The organism is Lelliottia jeotgali (assembly GCF_016771845.1).
Taxonomy (GTDB): domain Bacteria; phylum Pseudomonadota; class Gammaproteobacteria; order Enterobacterales; family Enterobacteriaceae; genus Enterobacter; species Enterobacter jeotgali.
The window spans coordinates 1-20,544 of sequence record NZ_JAENMQ010000006.1; the positions used below are offsets into that span (position 1 = coordinate 1).

General features: G+C 55.4%; 18 protein-coding genes and 1 pseudogene. 12 read left to right on the forward strand and 7 right to left on the reverse strand.

Annotated elements, in window-relative coordinates; translation table 11 throughout:
- Positions 1 to 179: 179 nt before the first annotated feature.
- Both JBO43_RS12925 and JBO43_RS12930 read right to left on the reverse strand, forming a co-directional pair.
- Positions 180 to 1,658 (reverse strand): FGGY-family carbohydrate kinase, encoded by a 1,479-nt coding sequence (locus JBO43_RS12925; protein WP_202674465.1) that lies wholly within the window; start codon positions 1,656 to 1,658, stop codon positions 180 to 182.
- Entirely contained in the window at positions 1,631 to 2,911 is a 1,281-nt protein-coding gene (locus JBO43_RS12930; protein ID WP_202674466.1) for an MFS transporter, read from the reverse strand. Before JBO43_RS12930 ends, JBO43_RS12925 begins: the two co-directional genes overlap by 28 nt.
- A 345-nt stretch (positions 2,912 to 3,256) precedes the next feature.
- Here JBO43_RS12930 and JBO43_RS12935 point away from each other — a divergent pair, with 345 nt between their 5' ends.
- The 5 genes and pseudogenes from JBO43_RS12935 to JBO43_RS12955 all read left to right on the forward strand — a co-directional run bounded on the left by JBO43_RS12935 (position 3,257) and on the right by JBO43_RS12955 (position 8,545).
- Complete coding sequence (locus tag JBO43_RS12935; RefSeq protein ID WP_095283144.1) at positions 3,257 to 4,042, forward strand: SDR family oxidoreductase; 786 nt, start codon at positions 3,257 to 3,259, stop codon at positions 4,040 to 4,042.
- A 60-nt stretch (positions 4,043 to 4,102) separates the two neighbouring features.
- Complete coding sequence (locus JBO43_RS12940; RefSeq protein WP_202674467.1) at positions 4,103 to 5,557, forward strand: FAD-binding oxidoreductase; 1,455 nt, start codon at positions 4,103 to 4,105, stop codon at positions 5,555 to 5,557.
- Positions 5,547 to 6,967, forward strand: a pseudogene (locus JBO43_RS12945) (MFS transporter). Before JBO43_RS12940 ends, JBO43_RS12945 begins: the two are co-directional and overlap by 11 nt.
- Positions 6,945 to 7,721, forward strand: a complete 777-nt coding sequence (locus tag JBO43_RS12950) for an adenine nucleotide alpha hydrolase family protein (protein WP_202674469.1) — start codon at positions 6,945 to 6,947, stop codon at positions 7,719 to 7,721. Before JBO43_RS12945 ends, JBO43_RS12950 begins: the two are co-directional and overlap by 23 nt.
- A complete protein-coding gene (locus JBO43_RS12955) occupies positions 7,718 to 8,545 on the forward strand; it encodes an FAD-binding protein (RefSeq protein WP_202674470.1) in 828 nt (275 codons plus the stop codon). Before JBO43_RS12950 ends, JBO43_RS12955 begins: the two co-directional genes overlap by 4 nt.
- On the opposite strand, the gene JBO43_RS12960 is transcribed toward JBO43_RS12955, so the two are convergent.
- From JBO43_RS12960 to queD, 4 genes are all read right to left on the reverse strand, one after another.
- Entirely contained in the window at positions 8,542 to 9,117 is a 576-nt protein-coding gene (locus JBO43_RS12960; RefSeq protein ID WP_095283136.1) for a glycerol-3-phosphate responsive antiterminator, read from the reverse strand. The genes JBO43_RS12955 and JBO43_RS12960 overlap by 4 nt on opposite strands.
- 18 nt (positions 9,118 to 9,135) lie before the next feature.
- Positions 9,136 to 9,408 carry a ferredoxin family protein gene (locus tag JBO43_RS12965; protein WP_202674471.1) on the reverse strand — a complete coding sequence of 91 codons (273 nt, stop codon included), beginning with the start codon at positions 9,406 to 9,408 and terminating at the stop codon, positions 9,136 to 9,138.
- On the reverse strand, positions 9,399 to 10,667 hold the full coding sequence (locus tag JBO43_RS12970) for an FAD-dependent oxidoreductase (protein ID WP_202674472.1): 1,269 nt from the start codon (positions 10,665 to 10,667) through the stop codon (positions 9,399 to 9,401). The genes JBO43_RS12965 and JBO43_RS12970 overlap by 10 nt, the downstream gene beginning before the upstream one ends.
- Before the next feature lie 81 nt (positions 10,668 to 10,748).
- Positions 10,749 to 11,114, reverse strand: a complete 366-nt coding sequence (gene queD / locus JBO43_RS12975) for a 6-carboxytetrahydropterin synthase QueD (protein ID WP_095283133.1) — start codon at positions 11,112 to 11,114, stop codon at positions 10,749 to 10,751.
- 309 nt (positions 11,115 to 11,423) lie between these two features.
- On the opposite strand from queD, the gene cysJ reads away from it, so the two are divergent.
- The 4 genes from cysJ to JBO43_RS12995 all read left to right on the forward strand — a co-directional run bounded on the left by cysJ (position 11,424) and on the right by JBO43_RS12995 (position 16,208).
- The gene (gene cysJ / locus JBO43_RS12980) at positions 11,424 to 13,229 is read left to right on the forward strand and encodes an NADPH-dependent assimilatory sulfite reductase flavoprotein subunit (RefSeq protein WP_103949246.1); all 1,806 of its coding nucleotides are present in this window, start codon (positions 11,424 to 11,426) and stop codon (positions 13,227 to 13,229) included.
- Positions 13,229 to 14,941 carry an assimilatory sulfite reductase (NADPH) hemoprotein subunit gene (gene cysI / locus JBO43_RS12985; RefSeq protein WP_095283129.1) on the forward strand — a complete coding sequence of 571 codons (1,713 nt, stop codon included), beginning with the start codon at positions 13,229 to 13,231 and terminating at the stop codon, positions 14,939 to 14,941. The genes cysJ and cysI overlap by 1 nt, the downstream gene beginning before the upstream one ends.
- A gap of 110 nt (positions 14,942 to 15,051) precedes the next feature.
- The gene (gene cysH / locus JBO43_RS12990) at positions 15,052 to 15,786 is read left to right on the forward strand and encodes a phosphoadenosine phosphosulfate reductase (RefSeq protein ID WP_103946562.1); all 735 of its coding nucleotides are present in this window, start codon (positions 15,052 to 15,054) and stop codon (positions 15,784 to 15,786) included.
- A gap of 269 nt (positions 15,787 to 16,055) precedes the next feature.
- Positions 16,056 to 16,208, forward strand: coding sequence for a Hok/Gef family protein (locus JBO43_RS12995; protein WP_095283125.1), 153 nt, complete (start codon positions 16,056 to 16,058; stop codon positions 16,206 to 16,208).
- Between the two features lie 61 nt (positions 16,209 to 16,269).
- On the opposite strand, the gene JBO43_RS13000 is transcribed toward JBO43_RS12995, so the two are convergent.
- Positions 16,270 to 17,313: an aminopeptidase gene (locus JBO43_RS13000; RefSeq protein WP_202674473.1), complete on the reverse strand. Its 1,044-nt coding sequence runs from the start codon at positions 17,311 to 17,313 to the stop codon at positions 16,270 to 16,272.
- A gap of 269 nt (positions 17,314 to 17,582) precedes the next feature.
- Here JBO43_RS13000 and cysD point away from each other — a divergent pair, with 269 nt between their 5' ends.
- From cysD to cysC, 3 genes are read left to right on the forward strand one after another with little or no spacing between them, the layout of a single operon-like run.
- On the forward strand, positions 17,583 to 18,491 hold the full coding sequence (gene cysD / locus JBO43_RS13005; RefSeq protein ID WP_202674474.1) for a sulfate adenylyltransferase subunit CysD: 909 nt from the start codon (positions 17,583 to 17,585) through the stop codon (positions 18,489 to 18,491).
- 9 nt (positions 18,492 to 18,500) lie between these two features.
- On the forward strand, positions 18,501 to 19,928 hold the full coding sequence (gene cysN / locus JBO43_RS13010) for a sulfate adenylyltransferase subunit CysN (protein WP_103949248.1): 1,428 nt from the start codon (positions 18,501 to 18,503) through the stop codon (positions 19,926 to 19,928).
- Positions 19,928 to 20,533 (forward strand): adenylyl-sulfate kinase, encoded by a 606-nt coding sequence (cysC, locus tag JBO43_RS13015; RefSeq protein WP_095283118.1) that lies wholly within the window; start codon positions 19,928 to 19,930, stop codon positions 20,531 to 20,533. The genes cysN and cysC overlap by 1 nt, the downstream gene beginning before the upstream one ends.
- The last annotated feature ends 11 nt before the right edge of the window (positions 20,534 to 20,544 follow it).

Here is a 20,544-nt window from a genome sequence, read left to right on the forward strand (position 1 = left end):
GTGGTGGTACAGCACGAAAGTGGGGGTGATCGACCTGAAGAAAAAGTCGATCACCATGGGTAAAGGATGTTAAATAGTGTTCACCATGTCCCCGAACACCTGTCTACCATGTCCCCGGACCGTACAGTGGGAGAGGGCAGGGGTGAGGGCATCAGACCGCACCCACCCGGCAAAAAAATCTACGCGTTCGACCAGCTCTGAATCGCCTCCACCTCGCTTAAATCCCCATGGAAAACCGCGTACGATTTTTTCAGAATCGGGTCGGTATGCTGAGTGAGCTCCCTGAAGATCCCTTTATTCATCGCCTCATAGCGCACCGCGTGGGCCGCAACCGGCGTAAACACATCCTTCACCCGCACCATGTTATCCACCGCCTGCTGATAAGACGAATAAAGCCCGAGGCCCACAGCTGTATTGATCGCCGCACCGAGGCTGGCGCAGCCGTTGATCGCATTGCGCTGCGTCGGCAGGTTAAACACGTCCGCGAAAATCTGCATAAACAGATCGCTGTTTGAGCCGCCGCCGGTAATGATCACCCGCTTGGCAAAATGCTGTCTTTCAGTGCACATGTTGTCGTAGTTGTTTTTCAGCGTCAGGGCGATGCTTTCCAGAATCGAACGATAAATCCATGCGTAATCCATCGTGGCGTTAAAGCCAATCATGATCCCACGTTTGTACGGTTCCCACGGGTTGGTCAGCCAGTCCAGCACGGTCATCAGGCCATCGCAGCCCGGCGGCACGTGGCTGGCTTTTTGGTTGAGGTAATCTTCCGGGGAAACGCCCTGTTTTTTGGCGTCCTGAATCAGCGATTCACCGAGCATGTCGCGCAACCAGCTCACGGTCCACATCCCTTTGCGAATGCCGTAGCCCTCGTACAACAGGGTTTCTGGAATCGACGACATAATCGGCCAGTAGGCCTGCGGATCTTTTGGCAGCGCTTTGCCATTCATCATCAGTGCGATGTAGGTCCCTAACGAAATCACGGCGGTTTCGTCGTCTAGCAGCCCCGCGCCAAGCGCTTCGACCGCTTTATCGCTGGTGCTGCATACCACCGGCAGACCTTTCGGGAATCCGGTCGCTTTCGCGGCTTCTGGGGTGATATGGCCTAAGATCGTGCCCGGCATCTGCACGTCAAACAGCATTTCGCGCGGGATATTGAATTTCTTAAATACCGCTGCGTCATCGCTCCAGCTCCAGGTTTTATAATCGACTGGCCACTGACCAAAGTAGTTGGCGATGTTGTCTTTACGTTCACCCGTCAGGCGATGTGACAGATAGCCGGAAAATGATGTCACGTATGCCACATCTGACTGAGTATGTTCATAAGGGCGCGTCACGCGTGCATCCTGCCAGCTGATCAGCGGCGCAGCGGGCGTGCCGTCGGATTTGAGCAGGGCGCGGCAGCAGCGGATCGAACCAAGCCCAATGCCGACAATCTCCTCTGGTTTGCCGCCAAACTTGCGCATCAAGTCTTTCCCGGCCGCGCACAGTGAAGTCCAGAGATCGTCGTCAGGATGCTCAACCGTATCGGCATCGGGCGTATGCATCGGCTGTAGCAGGCCTTTGCCTTCACACACCACGTTCCCTTTCAGATCGTACATCACCACTTTGGTGCTCTGACTCCCGCCATCTATTCCAATGATGTAATGCTTTGACATTGCTCTTCTCCTTTGATTTTTCGAAACAGCAGGAAAGTAAATAGGATAACCATGCACACCGCGCCCAGGCCCATCATCCACATATTGCGATAGGCCTCAGCGGCAGGCAGCGTGTCCTGCCAGTGGCCGACGATAGGGTAAACAAAGACGTCCGGCAGAAAGCCGACCACCGAGCAGATCCCAACGGTAGTCCCCATGATGAACGTTGGCGTTCTGGCTTCGCCTGGGCAGGCGAAATACAGCCCGCGCGAGGCATAACAGGTAAAGGCCAGCAGTAAGATAAGGCCGATGCCCACCGCGACGGACTGCGGATGATTGTTGGTGGCGAGTAGCGCCAGTAGCGTCAACGCGCTAACAACAGAGAGGATCTGAATCACGCGCGTGGGGGATTTCACCCGGCTATAGGTGGTGATAATTCCGCCCAGTGGGCCGCAGAACGCGCGGAAGATTTTGTTGATGACGATCCCCATATAGCTCGCGGCAACCAGCGTCATGCCGTACATTTCGGTCAGATAGTTGGTGGAATAGCTGAGGATGGCGTAAATCGTATACACGCCAAAAATAATCAGGCTGCAATACCAGGTGGTGCTGATCCGCAGTACGGCAAGAATGTCGCTGAGCTGGAAGGCTTTCTTATCGGCGGTAACTCCGGGACCGTTCTGACGGGTTCCGTCGGTGACGAAGAACCAGCACAAGATCCCGAGAAGAATGTACACCACGCTGTAGATCAGGATCACCGTTTTCAGACTGTTGGCGTCATCGGGTTCAAATCGTGAAAACGCCCACATAGTAAACACCGCCAGCGACATCACGCCCACGCCGCGCAACCCTTCCATCCAGCCCATGATCTTGCCTTGTTCGCTGCTGTCACCGAGCATTGATGCCGCTTTGATCGACACAGACCACAGCATCAGAATGGTGGTGACGGCAAAGGCCACCTGAATCAGCAGCATCACCCACAGCGGTGGGTAAGTGGCCATAATAAAGCCCAGCAATCCGGTAATAATCATCGCTGAAGTAATCATTTTGCGATGGGAAAACTTATCGGCAATAACCCCGCTTGGCGCATAAAGAATAATTGCGGTTATTCCGAAAGTACTCATGATTAACCCTATTTCGGTATTGCTAAATCCCATAAATTTTGCCATTGGGATTTGATAGATATAGCGCAAATAGGCCAAATCAAAGCTCACGCCACCGCTAAAACTAATAATGGCGAGGGTTATCCAGCGACGCCAGGGTGAATGTTGCATAGCGATCTCTCGTGTTAAGGGTAGATGTTATCAGGCTAAAAAAAGACAAAAAAAAGAGAAAAGTAAACCGCCCTTTGAGGAGCAGATTACTTTTCTCATGGTCTCGAGTAATTGCCATTACAAATATCATGAGCGTTTATGTTTGAGTGTGAGAATAATCACGCTTCTGACCATTTGTTATTTCATTTGAGCGAAATCCATCTCTGTGATTTTCATCACATTCGCGTGTGGGACGCTATGCTACAAATTATCCCAGTTACCAGAGAATATGAGAAAGGTGACTTCCCTCTTACCGGGGGAAGTTGCCTTTCTTTTTTTTTGCCTAAAGGATTGTGGAGCCACATTATGTCTATCGAGTCGCTTAATGCATTTTCTATGGATTTCTTCTCTCTCAAAGGGAAAACCGCGATCGTAACCGGCGGCAACAGCGGCCTGGGCCAGGCGTTCGCTATGGCGCTGGCGAAAGCCGGAGCCAACCTGTTTATCCCAAGTTTCATCAAAGACAACGGCGAAACGCGTGAGCTGATTGAACAGCAGGGCGTGGAAGTCGACTTTATGCAGGTGGACATCACAGCTGAAGGCGCCCCGCGTCAAATTATTGCCGCCTGCTGCGAACGTTTCGGCACTGTCGATATTCTGGTTAACAATGCCGGGATCTGTAAGCTGAATAAAGTGCTGGATTTTGGCCGCGCCGACTGGGACCCAATGATAAGCGTCAACCTGACGGCAGCTTTTGAATTAAGTCATGAAGCGGCCAAAATTATGATTCCACAGCAGAGCGGTAAAATCATTAATATCTGTTCGCTGTTCTCTTATTTAGGTGGTCAGTGGTCACCTGCCTATTCGGCGACAAAACATGCGCTGGCTGGTTTCACCAAAGCCTATTGTGATGAATTGGGTCAATATAACATTCAGGTAAACGGGATTGCGCCAGGATATTACGCCACGGAAATTACCACCGCCACCCGCAGTAATCCAGAAACCAATCAGCGCGTACTGGATCATATTCCGGCGAATCGTTGGGGTGATACTCAAGATTTAATGGGGGCGATGGTTTATCTCTCCAGTCGGGCGTCTGATTATGTGAATGGTCATTTATTAGTTGTCGATGGCGGCTATTTAGTCCGTTAATCATTTTCCGCTTAATTCGGTGGTTTCTGTTTATTACCGTTAAATCAGAAAGGAATTATTATGTCTTTATCCCGCGAAGCAATTGTTGAACAGGTAAAAGAAATTGTTGGCCCCGAGCGCGTGGTGACCGATGAAAACGTACTGAAGAAAAACAGCGTCGACCGCTTTCGAAAATTTGCCGATATCCACGGCGTGTTCACCCTGCCACTGCCTGCGGCGGTGGTTAAACTCGGCTCCACCCAGCAGGTTTCTGATGTGCTGGCGTTTATGAATCAGTACAAAATTAACGGCGTTCCGCGCACCGGGGCTTCCGCGACGGAAGGCGGACTGGAAACGGTGGTGAAAAATTCTCTGGTGCTCGACGGCTCCGGGATGAACAAAATCATCGATATTGATATCGAAAACATGCAGGCGACGGCCCAGTGTGGCGTGCCGCTGGAAGTGCTGGAAAACGCCTTGCGCGCCAAAGGCTACACCACGGGCCACTCGCCGCAGTCTAAACCGCTGGCGCAGATGGGCGGTCTGGTGGCGACTCGCAGTATCGGCCAGTTTTCTACCCTGTACGGCGCGATTGAAGATATGGTCGTCGGGCTGGAGGCGGTGCTGCCGAACGGCACCATTACGCGCATCAAGAACGTGCCGCGCCGTGCTGCTGGCCCGGATATTCGCCATATCATCATCGGTAACGAAGGGGCGCTGTGCTACATCACTGAAGTCACAGTGAAAATCTTCAAATTCACCCCGGAAAACAATCTCTACTACGGCTACATCCTCGACGAGATGAAAACCGGCTTTGAGATCCTGCGCGAAGTGATGGTCGAAGGCTATCGTCCGTCGATTGCGCGTCTGTACGACGCCGAAGACGGCACACAGCACTTCACCCATTTTGCCGAAGGCAAATGCGTGATGATCTTTATGGCCGAAGGCAATCCGCGCATGGCGCGCGCCACCGGTGAAGGCATCGCCGAGATCGTGGCGCGCTACCCGCAATGCACCCGCGTGGACAGCAAGCTTATCGAAAACTGGTTCAACAACCTCAACTGGGGCCCGGAAAAAGTGGCCGCAGAACGCGTGCAGATCCTCAAAACTGGCAATATGGGCTTCACCACTGAAGTATCCGGCGACTGGAGCAGCATCAACCAGATTTACGAGCGCGTCATTCATCGCATCCGTACTGAATTTCCGCACGTCGATGACATCACCATGCTCGGCGGCCACTCATCCCACAGCTACATCAACGGCACCAACATGTACTTCGTCTACGACTACAACGTGGTGGACTGCAAACCGGAAGACGAAATTGATAAATACCATAATCCGCTGAACAAAATCATCTGCGAAGAGACGATCGCTCTCGGCGGTTCGATGGTGCATCACCACGGTATTGGTAAGCACCGCGTTCACTGGGCGAAAGCCGAACACGGCAGCGCATGGGCGTTGCTCGAAGGGCTGAAAAAACAGTTTGATCCGAACGGCATCATGAACACGGGTACGATCTATCCGATTGAAAAGTAGAACTTGCTGCGGCTTCTCTTCGGGGAAGCCGTCCTTTTTCCTCAAGGGGGAGCCATGAGCGCGTCACCCGTACGAATGGACGATCTGCCGCTAACCCGCTTTCACTGGCGTATTGCCGGACTCACCTTTGGTGCGCACCTGACCGACGGTTATGTGCTCGGCGTCATTGGCTACGCCATTATTCCGCTCCAGTCGCAGATGAATCTCACCGCCATGCAGGAAGGCTTGATCGGCGGCTCGGCACTGTTTGGCCTGTTTCTTGGTAGCCTGATTCTGGGCTGGATCTCCGATCACACAGGACGCCAGCGTATTTTTACCTTCAGCTTTTTGCTGATCACGCTGGCCTCTTTTCTCCAGTTCTTTGTCACCTCGCCGGAGCAGCTGATTTTTCTGCGCGTGCTGATTGGCTTTGGCCTCGGCGGGGACTACTCCGTGGGCCACACGCTGCTGGCGGAATTTTCTCCGAAACGCTATCGCGGCATGCTGCTGGGCGCGTTCAGCGTGGTCTGGACCATCGGCTACGTGCTGGCGAGCGTGGCGGGGCATTTGTGGATCAACAGCGAGCCCGAAGCCTGGCGCTGGCTGCTGGCGTCCACTGCCGTACCGGCGCTGGCGATCACGCTGCTACGGATGGGGACGCCGGAATCTCCCCGCTGGCTGATGCGCCAGGGGCGGATCGGCGAAGCGCACGCGGTAGTGCGGCGTTTCCTGGGCGCGAATGTTTTGCCGGGCGACGAAATCGCCGGGGTCACGACTCGTCATATCAGCACCCTGTTCTCCGCCCGCTACTGGCGGAGAACCGCGTTTAACAGCCTGTTTTTTATCTGCCTGGTGGTGCCGTGGTTCGTTATTTATACCTGGCTGCCAACCATCGCCGGGACAATCGGCCTGGAAGATGCGCTCACAGCGAGCCTGATCCTCAACGGCCTGCTGATTGTCGGCGCACTGCTCGGGCTGGTACTCACCTGGATGCTTTCCCGACGCCAGTTTTTGATTGGCAGTTTTCTGCTGTTGGCGCTGACGCTGACGGCGCTGGCCTTCACGCCTGCCAGCAATAGCACCCAGATTTTGCTGTTGTTCGTGCTGTTTAGCACGGCGATTTCGGCGGCGAGCAATCTGGTGGGGATTTTGCCCGCCGAAAGTTTCCCGACCGATATCCGCTCGCTGGGCGTGGGTTTTGCCACTGCCATGAGCCGTCTGGGGGCGGCAATTGCCACTGGGCTGTTGCCGATGGCGCTGCTCTCCTGGGGAATGCGTCACACGCTGCTGATGTTGGTGGTGGTCCTGCTGGTGGGGCTGTTGGTGTCGCTGCTGTGGGCACCGGAAACGAAAAATCTATCGCTGGTGGAGGCGGCCGATCTTCCGCCAAAGCCGCCGGGAAAAATCAATGAACATTCTGTTGGCGTTTAAAGCTGAACCGGATCTGTCGATGCTGTCGGAGACCGACTGGCAGGCATCAGCCCGCAGCGGAACTGGCCCGGGTCGCACGTTGATGCGCGCGGTCATGGGCAATGACGAGCAGGGTGCAGCGGAGCTAATGCTGCTCGCACGTGAAACGAATCCCGCTCTGGAATTGAGTGCAGTCACAATAGGCGATGAGCGTGCGCTGCCTGGCTTACGCAATCTGGCGGCGTTGGGATTTTCCCGCCAGACGCTGCTCTTAAGTCCGGACGATCTGCGTTTCTCGTCTACGTTTGTGGCTGAACAGCTGGCGACACAGGCGAGGGAAAACACTGCGCAGCTGGTACTGCTCGGCAGTCAAAGCAGCGAAGGACAGAACGGGCAAACGGCGTGGCTGCTGGCGGAAATGCTCGGCTGGCCGTGTTTGTCATCGGTGCGTGGACTGCGCGTGGACGGCGATGGCTTTACGGTGGAGTGTGAAGATCAGCACCAGCGCAGCCTTTGGCATATCGATAGGCCCGCGGTGTTGCGGGTAAGTAATCGCGGGCAGATGGCGCTGCGGGTGCCTGGCATGCGTGCGCGGCTGGCGGCGGCGAAAGCAGATATTGAACAGCGGCAATGCGACGCAGCGGTTTCATCCATTTCTTGCCTTAGACTGGAGCGCCACATCGCTCGTCGCAGCGGCATTATCATCAACGAGCCTGCAAAACAGGCGGCGCAGCGTCTCTGGAATGACTACCTGGCGCAAAGGATGCAGCCATGAACATCGCGATAGTGATACTTAAACCCGAAGACGAAGGCCCGATGGCGGATTTTCTCGCCGCGCATGGGCTTTACCCGCAGCGTTGCTGGCGTGCAAAAGAGGAAAGGGCAGAGTCTCTACTGCCCTCGCTGGAATCGGCTTTTATCACCGATTCGCCGGACATGATGCTCTTTCCGCCCTCTACGGCAGGCGACGAACTGGCTACCCGGCTGGCGTGGCGGCTGGGGGGCAGCGCCATTTGTCAGGTTCAGGCCTGGGACAACGAGACGCACACCGCCACCAAAGCCGTGTATGGCAATGCGCTCACCGCCACGCTGCGGCCTGATCGTCGCCCGATTTGCCTGTCGCTGGCAGCGAATCTTCCACGTTTGAATGCCGTTTTCCCGGCGGATATTCCCGTCACTGCGATAGTGCCCGCCGTAATATCAGGTGGTTTACCGGAGCCTGAGATCCTCAGCAAATCGGCGCATCCATTGCAATCTGCCAGAATTGTTCTGGCGACGGGGCAGGGGGCAACAAGCCCGGCGTTTGCCCAAATAGCCTCTGCATTCCATGCTGAATCGGGATTTACCCGCCAAAGAGTGATGGCCGGAGGTTGTGACGAACAGCGAATGCTGGGGATCTCCGGGCAAAATATTGCGCCTGAGGTATGCCTGATTGCCGGGGCATCGGGCGCATCGGCATTCATGGCTGGCGTGGCGCAAAGTCAGTTTATCGTTGCGATTAATTGCGATCCGGCAGCGGCAATATTTGCCGCAGCGGATGTGGGCGTTGTGGGCGATGCGCAGGAGGTACTTCAGGCGCTGCTGGAGTGCCGGGTTTAGTTCAGATCTTTCGCCAGCTTCCAGACATCGGTATTGGTGGTGGACAGCGCCAGCACGCCAGCGGCGATCGCATTACGGGCGTCCTCTTCATCGCACACCAGGCCGCCCGCAATCAGCGGCTGGCGCACTTTCTCCGTCACCCAGTTCAGCACTTTCGGCATACAGCCGGGCAGAATTTCGATGCAGTCGGCGTTGGACTGCGCCACCTGTTTATCAATGTTATGAAACGAAATCGAATCGACAATAAACAGGCGGTGAATGCAGAAAAAACCCTCGGCGCGAGCGGCTTTCAGCATATTTGGCTTGGTACTGATGATCCCATCGGCCTGAGTGACCAGCTTAAGAAACTGAATCACGATTTCTTTATTCGACGCCCCTTCCAGTAAATCGACATGAATAAAGGCCATCTTCCCGGCCTGTTTAATCTTTTGCACGATCCCGGTGATGGTGCAGATATTGCCGTAAAGCACCGATATAAACTGACAGTCGGAGTCGATAGCGAGCTGCAGGCTGGCGTTGTCTTTGACCGCCGCGATAACCGGATTTTGTCTCAGCAGGTGAATTAATGGCACGAAAGATCCTTAGGTAAATTAACCAAAACGCAGGGTCAGCCCGGCGCCAGAAGGGGGATAATGCCAGTCGGCGAGCGTGTCGGGGCCCGCCACCAGACGACAACAACCGCACTCCAGACAACCCTGAAAATGCACATTTACCTTGCCAGCGACGTCTTGCGTAAACAATCCGGCAGGACAAATTTTTATCAGCAGTGAAATCTGTTCTTCGCCGAGTGAGTCGTGCAGGTGAATATGTGCTTTCGCGGTGGGATGGTAGCAATTGCGGGCCAGGCTTTCGTTTACAGACATCGCAGACTCCTCAGAATATCAGCGCCCATCCGCGCAAAGCCGAAGCGGCGCGTATGACTTAACAGGATGCGCCACAGCGGCAGGTTGGTCGTGGCGTCCACCCGCGTTAAATCGCGCATTATGGCGCGGCTGAACTCTGGCCACTGATGATAAAAACTCTCACGCTGGAGCAGCGCGGGCACATGGTGATAGCGTTGAAGTTGCTGCCAAAGGATGCTGCGTTCCAGTTCGCGGTCAAACAGCGTTTGCAGTGGTTTTTTCGGCTGGCGGAAATAGGTAATAAGCGCCTGCGCGGCGGCCTGGGCGCTAAGCATCGCGGTGTCCATGCCCCGGACCGTCACGCCGGTATTGATGCAGGTGCGCAGCGCATCACCGATCAGCAGCCAGCCCTCACCGGCGCGCTGCAAGGGCACCGAATTAAGACCGCCTTCCGGCACCAGATGGGCGGCATATTCCAGCGTTTCGGTATCTCGAATCAACGGGCGTAGCGTCGGGTGGTGTTTCAGTTTTGCCAGCAGGGAGGAGGCGGAACCCGGTCCGTTTCGCAGGGACGCCAGCGGCGCGACAATCCCCAGCGACAACGACTGCTGATTGGTATACAGAAACGCCCCGGCGGGTTTGGTGCCGCAGATTTGCCCGCTGAACAGCCAGGCCGCGCCTTCGTTCTCTTCGAGATGGAAACGTTCCTGAATGCGCGAGGGGTCAAGGGCGAGCGTCTCTTTGATGCCCAGCGCCATCTGCTCCATCGACGGGCGAGAAACCAGATTCTGCTGCTCGGCGAGCAGGGTGTTTGCCCCTTCCGCCAGCACCACGACGCGGGCTCTCAGTAATTCCCCCTCGCACATCACCCCGGTGATGCGCCCCTGTTCGCGGTGCAACGCATCGACAGTAACGCCACACAGCAATTGAGCGCCCGCCGCTTCCGCCTGCGCGGCCAGCCAGGGATCGAAACGCGCACGCAATACGCTCCACGATGGGCTCGCCGGGTTTTGCGCACACAGGCTTGTCGCACCGTCAGCGGTTAACAGGGAGAAATGTTCGCGGGTAATGCGACGCTCAAGGGGCGCGCGGGTGTGAAAGTCGGGAAGAATATCGGCGAGAGCGTAGCCGTAAAGCCTGCCGCCAGAGAGATTTTTGCTGCCGGGCTGTTCGCCGCGCTCGATGAGCAGAACGGACAATCCGGCGCGGGCACTGAGCAGAGCGCAGGTCGAACCTGCTATCCCTGCACCAATAATAATAAGGTCAAAATCGTCCGCCACCTTGCGCTCCTTTTCCTGAGAACGCACAACCCTAACATAGCGAAATTAAAGGGAGTTTGACCGCTGCCTCAAAGGCAAACATCACTCGCCGCGATAAACGCAGCCTGCCGTGCAGGTTTCTTTGATGGTCACTGCGCTCAGCAGCGGAACCAGCGGCTTCATTTGATCCCAAATCCATTTTGCCAGCACTTCGCTGGTTGGGTTTTCAAGACCTGGAATATCATTCAGATAGTAGTGATCAAGCCTGTTATAGGTCGGCTTGAAAGCGGCTTTCAGCTCGGAGAAGTCCATAATCCAGCCCGTGTGCGGATCGACTTCACCGGTAATTTCAAGACGCACCATAAAGGAGTGACCGTGCAGACGACCGCATTTATGGCCTTCCGGGACATGCGGCAGGTGGTGGGCAGCTTCGAACATAAAATCTTTAAACAGGGTGGTGGACATCATTAACTCTCAGTAATGCGAATGCGGAAAAAACCGCCGAATAGTACCGGAAAGACCCTTTTTTAGCATTAACTAAAACGGCCCTTGCCAGCGCAGTGATGATTCGCCACAAAAAATATGGGTTAATGTGTTTTAATTCAGTAGGTTGCTTTATCGGTTTTAATGTTAAGAACCATGACTAAAACCGGTTAGTTCTTTTGGTTATTTATTATTTCCATCCCTTCTTTAATTGTTATTATCCCCGCCGTTAACCTTATCTCTAGTTTGGTCTTTTTGCATAAATTCCGCTTTGCTACTGGAACATAACAACGCATGACAACACAGGCCCCACCTTCGAATTTGCTTCCCCTGAACCCGGAGCAACTGGCGCGCCTCCAGGCGGCCACCACTGATTTTTCACCCACTCAGCTCGCCTGGGTCTCCGGCTATTTCTGGGGAATGCTCAATCAACAGCCTGGGGCTGTGGCGACGACCGCACCTGCCGCGGTGGAAATCCCGGCGATTACGCTGATCTCTGCGTCGCAAACGGGTAACGCCCGCCGCGTGGCAGAAGCACTGCGCGACGACCTGCTGGCCGCCAAACTGAACGTGAACCTGGTCAACGCCGGGGATTATAAATTCAAACAAATCGCGTCAGAAAAACTGGTTATTGTGATTGCTTCCACGCAGGGCGAGGGCGAACCGGCGGAAGAAGCGGTCGCGCTGCATAAATTCCTGTTCTCGAAAAAAGCGCCAAAACTCGATGGCACCGCGTTTGCGGTCTTTGGCCTCGGGGATACGTCCTATGAATTCTTCTGCCAGTCCGGCAAAGACTTCGACAGCAAGCTGGCGGAGCTTGGCGCCGAGCGCCTGCTAGACAGGGTCGATGCGGACGTGGAATATCAGCCAGCCGCCGCTGAATGGCGCGCGCGCATTGTTGAGGTGCTGAAAGCCCGCGTCCCGACAGAGTCCACCGCGCAGGCCGCGGTGACTGCCTCGGGCGTGGTCAATGAAGTGCTGACCAGCCCGTATACGAAAGAACAGCCGCTGACGGCGAGCCTGTCGGTGAACCAGAAAATCACTGGCCGCGATTCGGAAAAAGACGTTCGCCACATCGAAATCGATCTCGGTGATTCCGGTTTACGCTATCAGCCCGGCGATGCGCTCGGCGTCTGGTATCAGAACGACCCGCAGCTGGTGAAAGAACTGGTGGAGCTGCTGTGGCTGAAAGGCACTGAAACCGTCACCGTTGACGGCAAATCGTTGCCGCTTTCCGAGGCGCTGCAGTGGCACTTCGAGCTGACGGTCAACACGGCGAACATCGTTGAGAATTACGCCACTCTGACCCGCAGCGAATCCCTGCTGCCGCTGGTGGGCGACAAAGCTAAACTCCAGCATTACGCCGCGACCACGCCGATTGTGGACATGGTGCGTTTTGCGCCGGCTCAATTGGATGCCGAAGCACTTATCGGCCTGCTGCGTCCGCTGACGCCGCGTCTCTACTCCATCGCCTCATCGCAGGCGGAAGTCGAGAGCGAAGTGCATATCACCGTCGGCGCGGTACGCTTTGATATCGAAGGCCGCGCGCGCGCCGGTGGAGCATCGAGCTTCCTCGCAGATCGCGTCGAAGAAGAGGGCGAAGTGCGGGTGTTTATTGAGCACAACGACAACTTCCGCCTGCCTGCTAATCCTGAAACGCCGGTGATTATGATTGGCCCTGGTACCGGTATCGCGCCATTCCGCGCCTTCCTGCAGCAGCGCGCGGCGGATGAAGCGCCGGGCAAAAACTGGCTGTTCTTCGGCAATCCGCACTTTACGGAAGATTTCCTTTATCAGGTGGAGTGGCAACGTTACGTCAAAGAGGGCGTGCTGAACCGCATCGATCTGGCCTGGTCTCGCGACCAGAAACAAAAAATATATGTACAAGACAAACTGCGCGAACAGGGCGCAGAGCTGTGGGCGTGGATCAATAACGGTGCCCACCTTTATGTCTGTGGCGACGCCAATCGCATGGCGAAAGACGTCGAACAGGCTTTGCTGGACGTGATTGCCGAATTCGGCGGTATGGATGCCGAAACGGCGGACGAATTTTTAAGTGAGCTGCGCGTAGAGCGCCGTTATCAGCGAGATGTCTACTAATGAGCGAAAAACACCCTGGCCCACTGGTGGTCGAAGGTAAACTGACGGACGCCGAGCGCATGAAGGTAGAGAGCAACTACCTGCGCGGCACCATTGCCGAAGATTTAAATGATGGTCTGACCGGCGGCTTCAAAGGCGATAACTTCCTGCTGATCCGCTTCCACGGCATGTACCAACAGGACGATCGCGATATTCGCGCCGAACGCGCTGAGCAAAAGCTCGAGCCGCGTCACGCGATGCTTTTGCGCTGCCGCCTGCCGGGTGGTGTCATTACCACTAAACAGTGGCAGGCGATTGATAAGTTTGCCCATGACAATACGATCTACGGCAGCATTCGTCTGACCAACCGTCAGACCTTCCAGTTCCACGGCATTCTGAAGAAGAACGTCAAGCCGGTGCACCAGATGCTGCACTCCGTCGGGCTGGACGCGCTGGCGACCGCCAATGACATGAACCGTAACGTGCTCTGCACCTCGAACCCGTTCGAGTCTGAATTGCACGCTGAAGCCTACGAATGGGCGAAAAAGATTTCCGAACATCTGCTGCCGCGCACCCGCGCCTATGCAGAAATTTGGCTCGATCAGGAAAAGGTTGCGACCACGGACGAGGAGCCGATCCTCGGTCAGACCTATCTGCCGCGTAAGTTCAAAACTACGGTGGTGATCCCGCCGCAGAATGATATCGATCTCCATGCCAACGACATGAACTTTGTGGCGATTGCCGAGAACGGCAAGCTGGTAGGCTTTAACCTGCTGGTGGGCGGCGGTCTGTCGATTGAACACGGCAACAAAAAAACCTACGCCCGTACCGCGAGCGAGTTTGGTTACATCCCGCTGGAGCACACGCTGGCGGTGGCCGAAGCGGTAGTGACGACGCAGCGCGACTGGGGGAATCGTACCGATCGTAAAAATGCGAAGACCAAATATACCCTTGAGCGCGTCGGCGTTGAGACGTTCAAAGAAGAAGTGGAACGTCGTGCAGGTATTAAATTTGCGCCGATCCGCCCGTACGAATTCACCGGTCGCGGCGATCGCATCGGCTGGGTGAAAGGGATCGACAATAAATGGCACCTGACGCTGTTTATCGAGAACGGTCGTATTCTGGATTATCCAGGCCGTCCGCTGAAAACCGGTCTGCTGGAAATTGCTAAGATTCATAAAGGTGAGTTCCGCATCACGGCGAACCAGAATCTGATTATTGCGGGTGTGCCGGACAGCCAGAAAGCGAAGATCGAAAAGCTGGCGCGTGAGCATACGCTGATGGATGCGGTCAAACCGCAGCGCGAAAACTCGATGGCTTGCGTCTCCTTCCCGACCTGTCCGCTGGCGATGGCGGAGGCTGAGCGTTTCCTGCCGTCGTTCACCGATAAAGTGGAAGCGGTGCTGGAGAAACACGGAGTTGGCGACGAACACATCGTGATGCGCGTGACCGGCTGCCCGAACGGCTGTGGCCGCGCGCTGCTGGCGGAGCTGGGGCTGGTCGGTAAAGCGCCGGGCCGCTACAACGTCCATCTCGGTGGAAACCGCAGCGGGACGCGCATTCCGCGCATGTACCGTGAAAACATTACCGAGCCGGAAATTCTTGATTCCCTCGACGAACTGGTCGGGCGCTGGGCGAAAGAACGTGAAGCGGGTGAAGGCTTTGGCGACTTTACGGTACGCGCGGGCATCATCCGCCCGGTACTCGACCCGGCGCGAGATTTCTGGGAGTAGTTCTTATCGCCCGGTGGCGCTAACGCTCACCGGGCCTACAAAGTACCGCAAATTTTGTAGGCCGGGTAAGGCGCAGCCGCCACCCGGCAAAACAGGCTAACGAGGAACTTATGTCCAGACTCGATCTAAACGCCCTAAACGATCTGCCTAAAGTCGAACGCATTCTCGCTCTGGCAGAAACCAACGCCCAGCTAGAGAAACTCGATGCGCAGGGCCGCGTCGCGTGGGCGCTGGAAAACCTGCCGGGCGACTATGTGCTCTCGTCGAGCTTTGGCATTCAGGCGGCGGTGAGCCTGCATCTGGTGAATCAGGTCCGCCCGGACATTCCGGTGATCCTCACGGATACCGGCTACCTGTTCCCGGAAACCTACCAGTTCATCGATGAGCTGACGGACAAACTCAAGCTGAACCTCAAGGTCTATCGCGCAGAGCAAAGCGCGGCGTGGCAAGAAGCCCGCTACGGCAAGCTGTGGGAGCAGGGCGTCGAGGGTATTGAGAAATACAATGAGATCAACAAAGTCGAACCGATGAACCGGGCGCTGAGTGAGCTGAACGCCAAAACCTGGTTTGCTGGCCTCAGGCGCGAACAGTCTGGCAGCCGTGCCAGTCTGCCGGTATTAGGTATCCAGCGCGGGGTATTTAAAGTCTTGCCGATTATCGACTGGGACAACCGAACGGTTTATCAGTATCTGCAACAGCATGGGCTGAAATACCATCCGCTGTGGGATCAGGGCTATTTGTCGGTGGGGGACACCCATACCACCCGCAAATGGGAGCCGGGCATGGCGGAAGAAGAGACGCGTTTCTTTGGGCTTAAGCGCGAGTGTGGGTTGCACGAAGGATAGACTTCATCGTTTAGCGGGATCTGTCTACTGCCTCCGGTTGTTATGAGCGGGGGCATTTTTATTGCGAGGCGGCTTCTGCATCTGGCACAACAATTTGGGCAGAAAAGGCGTGATACGTAATATGGCGACGGGTGCTTGAGGCTAACTGGCTTTGAGCATTTTCAAGGTTCCAGATAGACGAAAGCCCCAGGAGATATTTCTATCAACCCGAGGCCGACGTTGAACCCAGACAGTTCGATGTTAGCCTCTTCCTTGCAGGGAGGCAATACATGCTGACTAAATATGCCCTGGTGGCAATCATCGTGCTGTGTATTACGGCATTAGGATTTACGTTAATGGTTCGCGACTCACTCTGTGAGTTGAATATCAGAGAACGTGGTATGGAGTTCAAGGCTGTTCTTGCTTGCGAACCGAAGAAGTAGCGACAACGCGGGGGTGACCCCGCGTATTGCGCTGTAAGGGTTTACCCTCATGCACCCAATCTCAGGCTTTCTCCGCTTTCGCCAGTTCCTTCACCAGCGGTAGCATCACTTTCACTACGTCACGGCTGCGGTGCTCAATACGCTGCGGCAACGCGAGATCGATATGCTGCTGGTTATCCAGCCTGACATCGTGCCAGCTGGTGCCATCCGGGAAGGCTTTCGATTTGGCACGCTGCTGGTAGCCGTTTTTGTCGCCTAAGTTCCAGTTCGTGGCTTCAACGAACAGCACCGGGATACCCGCCTTATCAAACACTTCGCCATCGCTACAGCAGCCGGTGCCTTTCGGATAGTCGGGATTACGACCTGGATTGATTGCCGCCAGAATACCGTGGCTGCGTGCAATGGCCAGCGCACGGTCGCGCGTCAGTTTGCGCACCGAGTTAGGCGTGGATTTGCCGCTGTTGAAATAGAGTTTATCGCCGACGATCAGGTTATCGAGGTTAATCACCAGCAGGGTATTTTTCTTTTCCGCCGCGCTCATGCGATTAAGCAGATTTTCCGCGCCGAGCATGCCTTCTTCTTCGCCGCTGGTGGCCACAAAACGAATACCGTATTTCGTTGGGATATCCTTCATGCGCTCTGCCAGTTCCAGCATCACACCGAGACCTGCCGCATTGTCATCAATACCCTGAAGCGTTAAACCGCCAAGATTATTGTCGGTATCCGCATCGCTCATCGGTGCGAAGGTATCGAGATGCGCCATGATAATAATCTGCTGTGCTGATTTACCTTCGTGCGCCGCAATAACCGTACTGCCCGTTACGTTGTGCCAGTTTTTACTTTTATTGCGCGAGGTATAAATGTAGCGGCTGTGAAAAGCACGAATATCGCTCTGGTAGCCCATATCCGCAAACTGCTGGCGCAGATAATCGGCGGAGAGCATTTCTGCGGGCGTACCGGTCATTCGTCCTGGAAACAGTGTGGCAATATGGCGCGCCTGAGTTGATGCGATGTCACCCAACGGGTGAGAGGTTGCCTGAGCCGGGAGGATACAGCAAACGCCGAACGCCAGGGCAGCGATACGGTGGCGCATTGCGCAAAACATAGTGAGTCCTTAAAAAATAGAACAAAATTTTAACGCGCCTAGTATGAAACTGTGACCGCGCTTACACAATTTCATTTGCTCTTAAATGCCCGATATTTCGCGCGTTAAGCACTTTTTGATATTAGCTTTCTTGAGGCGTTATTCCATTGAGTAACTACTCATTCCAATTCGTAATTTCATTCACTCTAAGCCGCCCCCTATAGTCCCCCTATCAGAGACGCTTAAAACTAACTCAGAGAGCGATGGTTCTTCTGGCTTAAGGAACGGTTATGGACCAAAAACGACTTACCCACCTGCGGCAACTTGAAGCAGAAAGCATCCATATTATCCGCGAGGTGGCTGCCGAATTTTCGAACCCGGTGATGATGTATTCCATCGGGAAAGATTCCAGCGTCATGCTGCATCTGGCGCGTAAAGCGTTTTATCCGGGTACCCTGCCGTTTCCGTTGCTGCACGTTGACACCGGCTGGAAATTTCGTGAGATGTACGAGTTTCGCGACCGCACGGCCAAAGCCTACTGCTGTGAACTGCTGGTGCACAAAAACCCGGAAGGCGTGGCGATGGGCATCAACCCGTTCGTCCACGGCAGCGCCAAGCACACGGACATCATGAAAACCGAAGGGCTGAAGCAGGCGCTGAACAAATACGGTTTTGATGCGGCCTTCGGTGGCGCGCGTCGTGACGAAGAAAAATCTCGCGCCAAAGAACGTATCTACTCTTTCCGCGATCGCTTTCACCGCTGGGACCCGAAAAACCAGCGCCCTGAGCTGTGGCACAACTACAACGGCCAGATTAACAAAGGCGAAAGTATCCGTGTCTTCCCGCTCTCCAACTGGACCGAGCTGGATATCTGGCAGTACATCTATCTGGAAAATATCGAAATCGTTCCGCTGTATCTGGCGGCTGAGCGCCCGGTGCTGGAGCGCGACGGTATGCTGATGATGATCGACGACGATCGTATCGATTTGCAGCCGGGCGAGGTTATCAAAAAACAGATGGTGCGCTTCCGTACGTTAGGCTGCTGGCCGCTGACCGGCGCCGTCGAGTCAAACGCGCAGACGCTGCCGGAGATCATCGAAGAGATGCTGGTCTCCACCACCAGTGAGCGGCAGGGGCGCATGATTGACCGCGACCAGGCAGGCTCAATGGAGCTGAAGAAACGTCAGGGTTATTTCTAAGGAGCCGCCATGAACAACACAATTGCACAACAAATTGCAGATGAAGGCGGCGTGGAAGCTTACCTGCACGCCCAGCAGCACAAAAGCCTGCTGCGCTTTCTGACCTGCGGCAGCGTTGATGACGGGAAAAGCACCCTGATTGGCCGCCTGCTGCACGACACGCGCCAAATTTACGAAGATCAGCTCTCCTCTTTGCACAACGACAGCAAGCGTCACGGCACCCAGGGTGAGAAACTCGATCTGGCGCTGCTGGTGGACGGCTTACAGGCCGAGCGCGAGCAGGGCATTACCATCGACGTGGCGTATCGCTATTTCTCCACCGAGAAGCGCAAATTCATCATTGCCGATACGCCGGGGCATGAACAGTACACTCGTAATATGGCGACCGGTGCGTCGACCTGCGAGCTGGCGATCTTGCTGATGGATGCGCGCAAAGGCGTGCTGGATCAGACTCGTCGCCACAGCTTTATTTCCACGCTGCTGGGCATCAAACACCTGGTGGTGGCAGTCAATAAAATGGATCTGGTGAACTTCAGCGAAGAGAAATTCAACGAGATCCGCGAGAGCTATCTGACTTTTGCCGATCAACTGCCGGGCAATCTGGATATCCGCTTCGTGCCGCTCTCCGCGCTGGAAGGCGACAACGTCGCTTCTCAGAGTGCAAACATGCCGTGGTACAGCGGCCCGACGCTACTTGAAGTGCTGGAAACCGTTGAAATTCAGCGCCCCGTGGAAAACCAGCCGATGCGTTTCCCGGTGCAGTATGTTAACCGCCCGAACCTCGATTTCCGCGGTTTCTCCGGGACCATTGCCTCCGGCGTGGTAACGGTTGGCCAGCGCGTGAAGGCGCTGCCATCCGGCGTGGAATCGACCATCGCCCGTATAGTGACCTTCGACGGTGATTTGCCTCAAGCGGGTGCAGGCGAAGCGGTGACGCTGGTATTGAAAGATGAAATCGACATCAGTCGCGGTGATTTACTGCTTAATGCGCAAGAGAATGTGCCAGCCGTACAAAGCGCGTCGCTGGATGTGGTGTGGATGGCGGAACAGCCGTTGACGGCGGGACAAAGTTACGACATCAAAATCGCGGGCAAGAAAACCCGGGCGCGTGTGGATGGCATTCAGTATCAGGTGGATATCAACAATCTGGCCCAGCATCAGGTCTCTGAACTGCCGCTGAACGGCATCGGGCTGGTGGATCTCACCTTTGATGAGCCGCTGGTGCTCGACAAATATCAGCAAAATCCGGTAACGGGTGGGCTGATCTTCATCGACCGTCTGACCAACGTCACCGTTGGTGCGGGTATGGTGCGCGAGCCACACGAGCAGGCGACCGCTGCACCGTCTGAATTCAGCGCCTTTGAGCTTGAACTGAACGCGCTGGTGCGCAAACACTTCCCGCACTGGGGCGCACGCGATTTGCTGGGAGGCAAATAATGGCCGCCCATGATGAGAACGTCGTCTGGCATCCTCATCCGGTTACGGTCAGCGCGCGCGAGCAACTTCACGGACACCGTGGGGTTGTGCTGTGGTTTACCGGGCTTTCTGGCTCCGGTAAATCCACCGTTGCCGGGGCGCTGGAAGAGGCCTTGCATCAACAGGGTGTAAGCACTTATTTGCTCGATGGCGACAACGTGCGCCACGGCCTGTGCAGCGATTTGGGCTTTAGCGACGACGATCGCAAAGAGAACATTCGCCGCGTAGGTGAAGTGGCGAGCCTGATGGCCGATGCGGGTTTAGTGGTGTTAACCGCGTTTATTTCACCGCATCGCGCCGAACGGCAAATGGTGCGCGAACGTGTCGGGAATGCGCGGTTTATCGAAGTGTTTGTCGATACGCCGTTGGCGGTGTGTGAAGCACGCGATCCAAAAGGGCTGTATAAAAAGGCGCGTGCGGGCGAACTGCGCAATTTCACTGGCATTGACTCTGTTTACGAAGCTCCTGAATCGCCAGAGATTCACCTGGAAGGTCAACAATTGGTAACAAATTTAGTAAGCCAATTATTAGACCTGCTCAGACGGGACGATATTATCAGATCCTGAGACGGTATCGA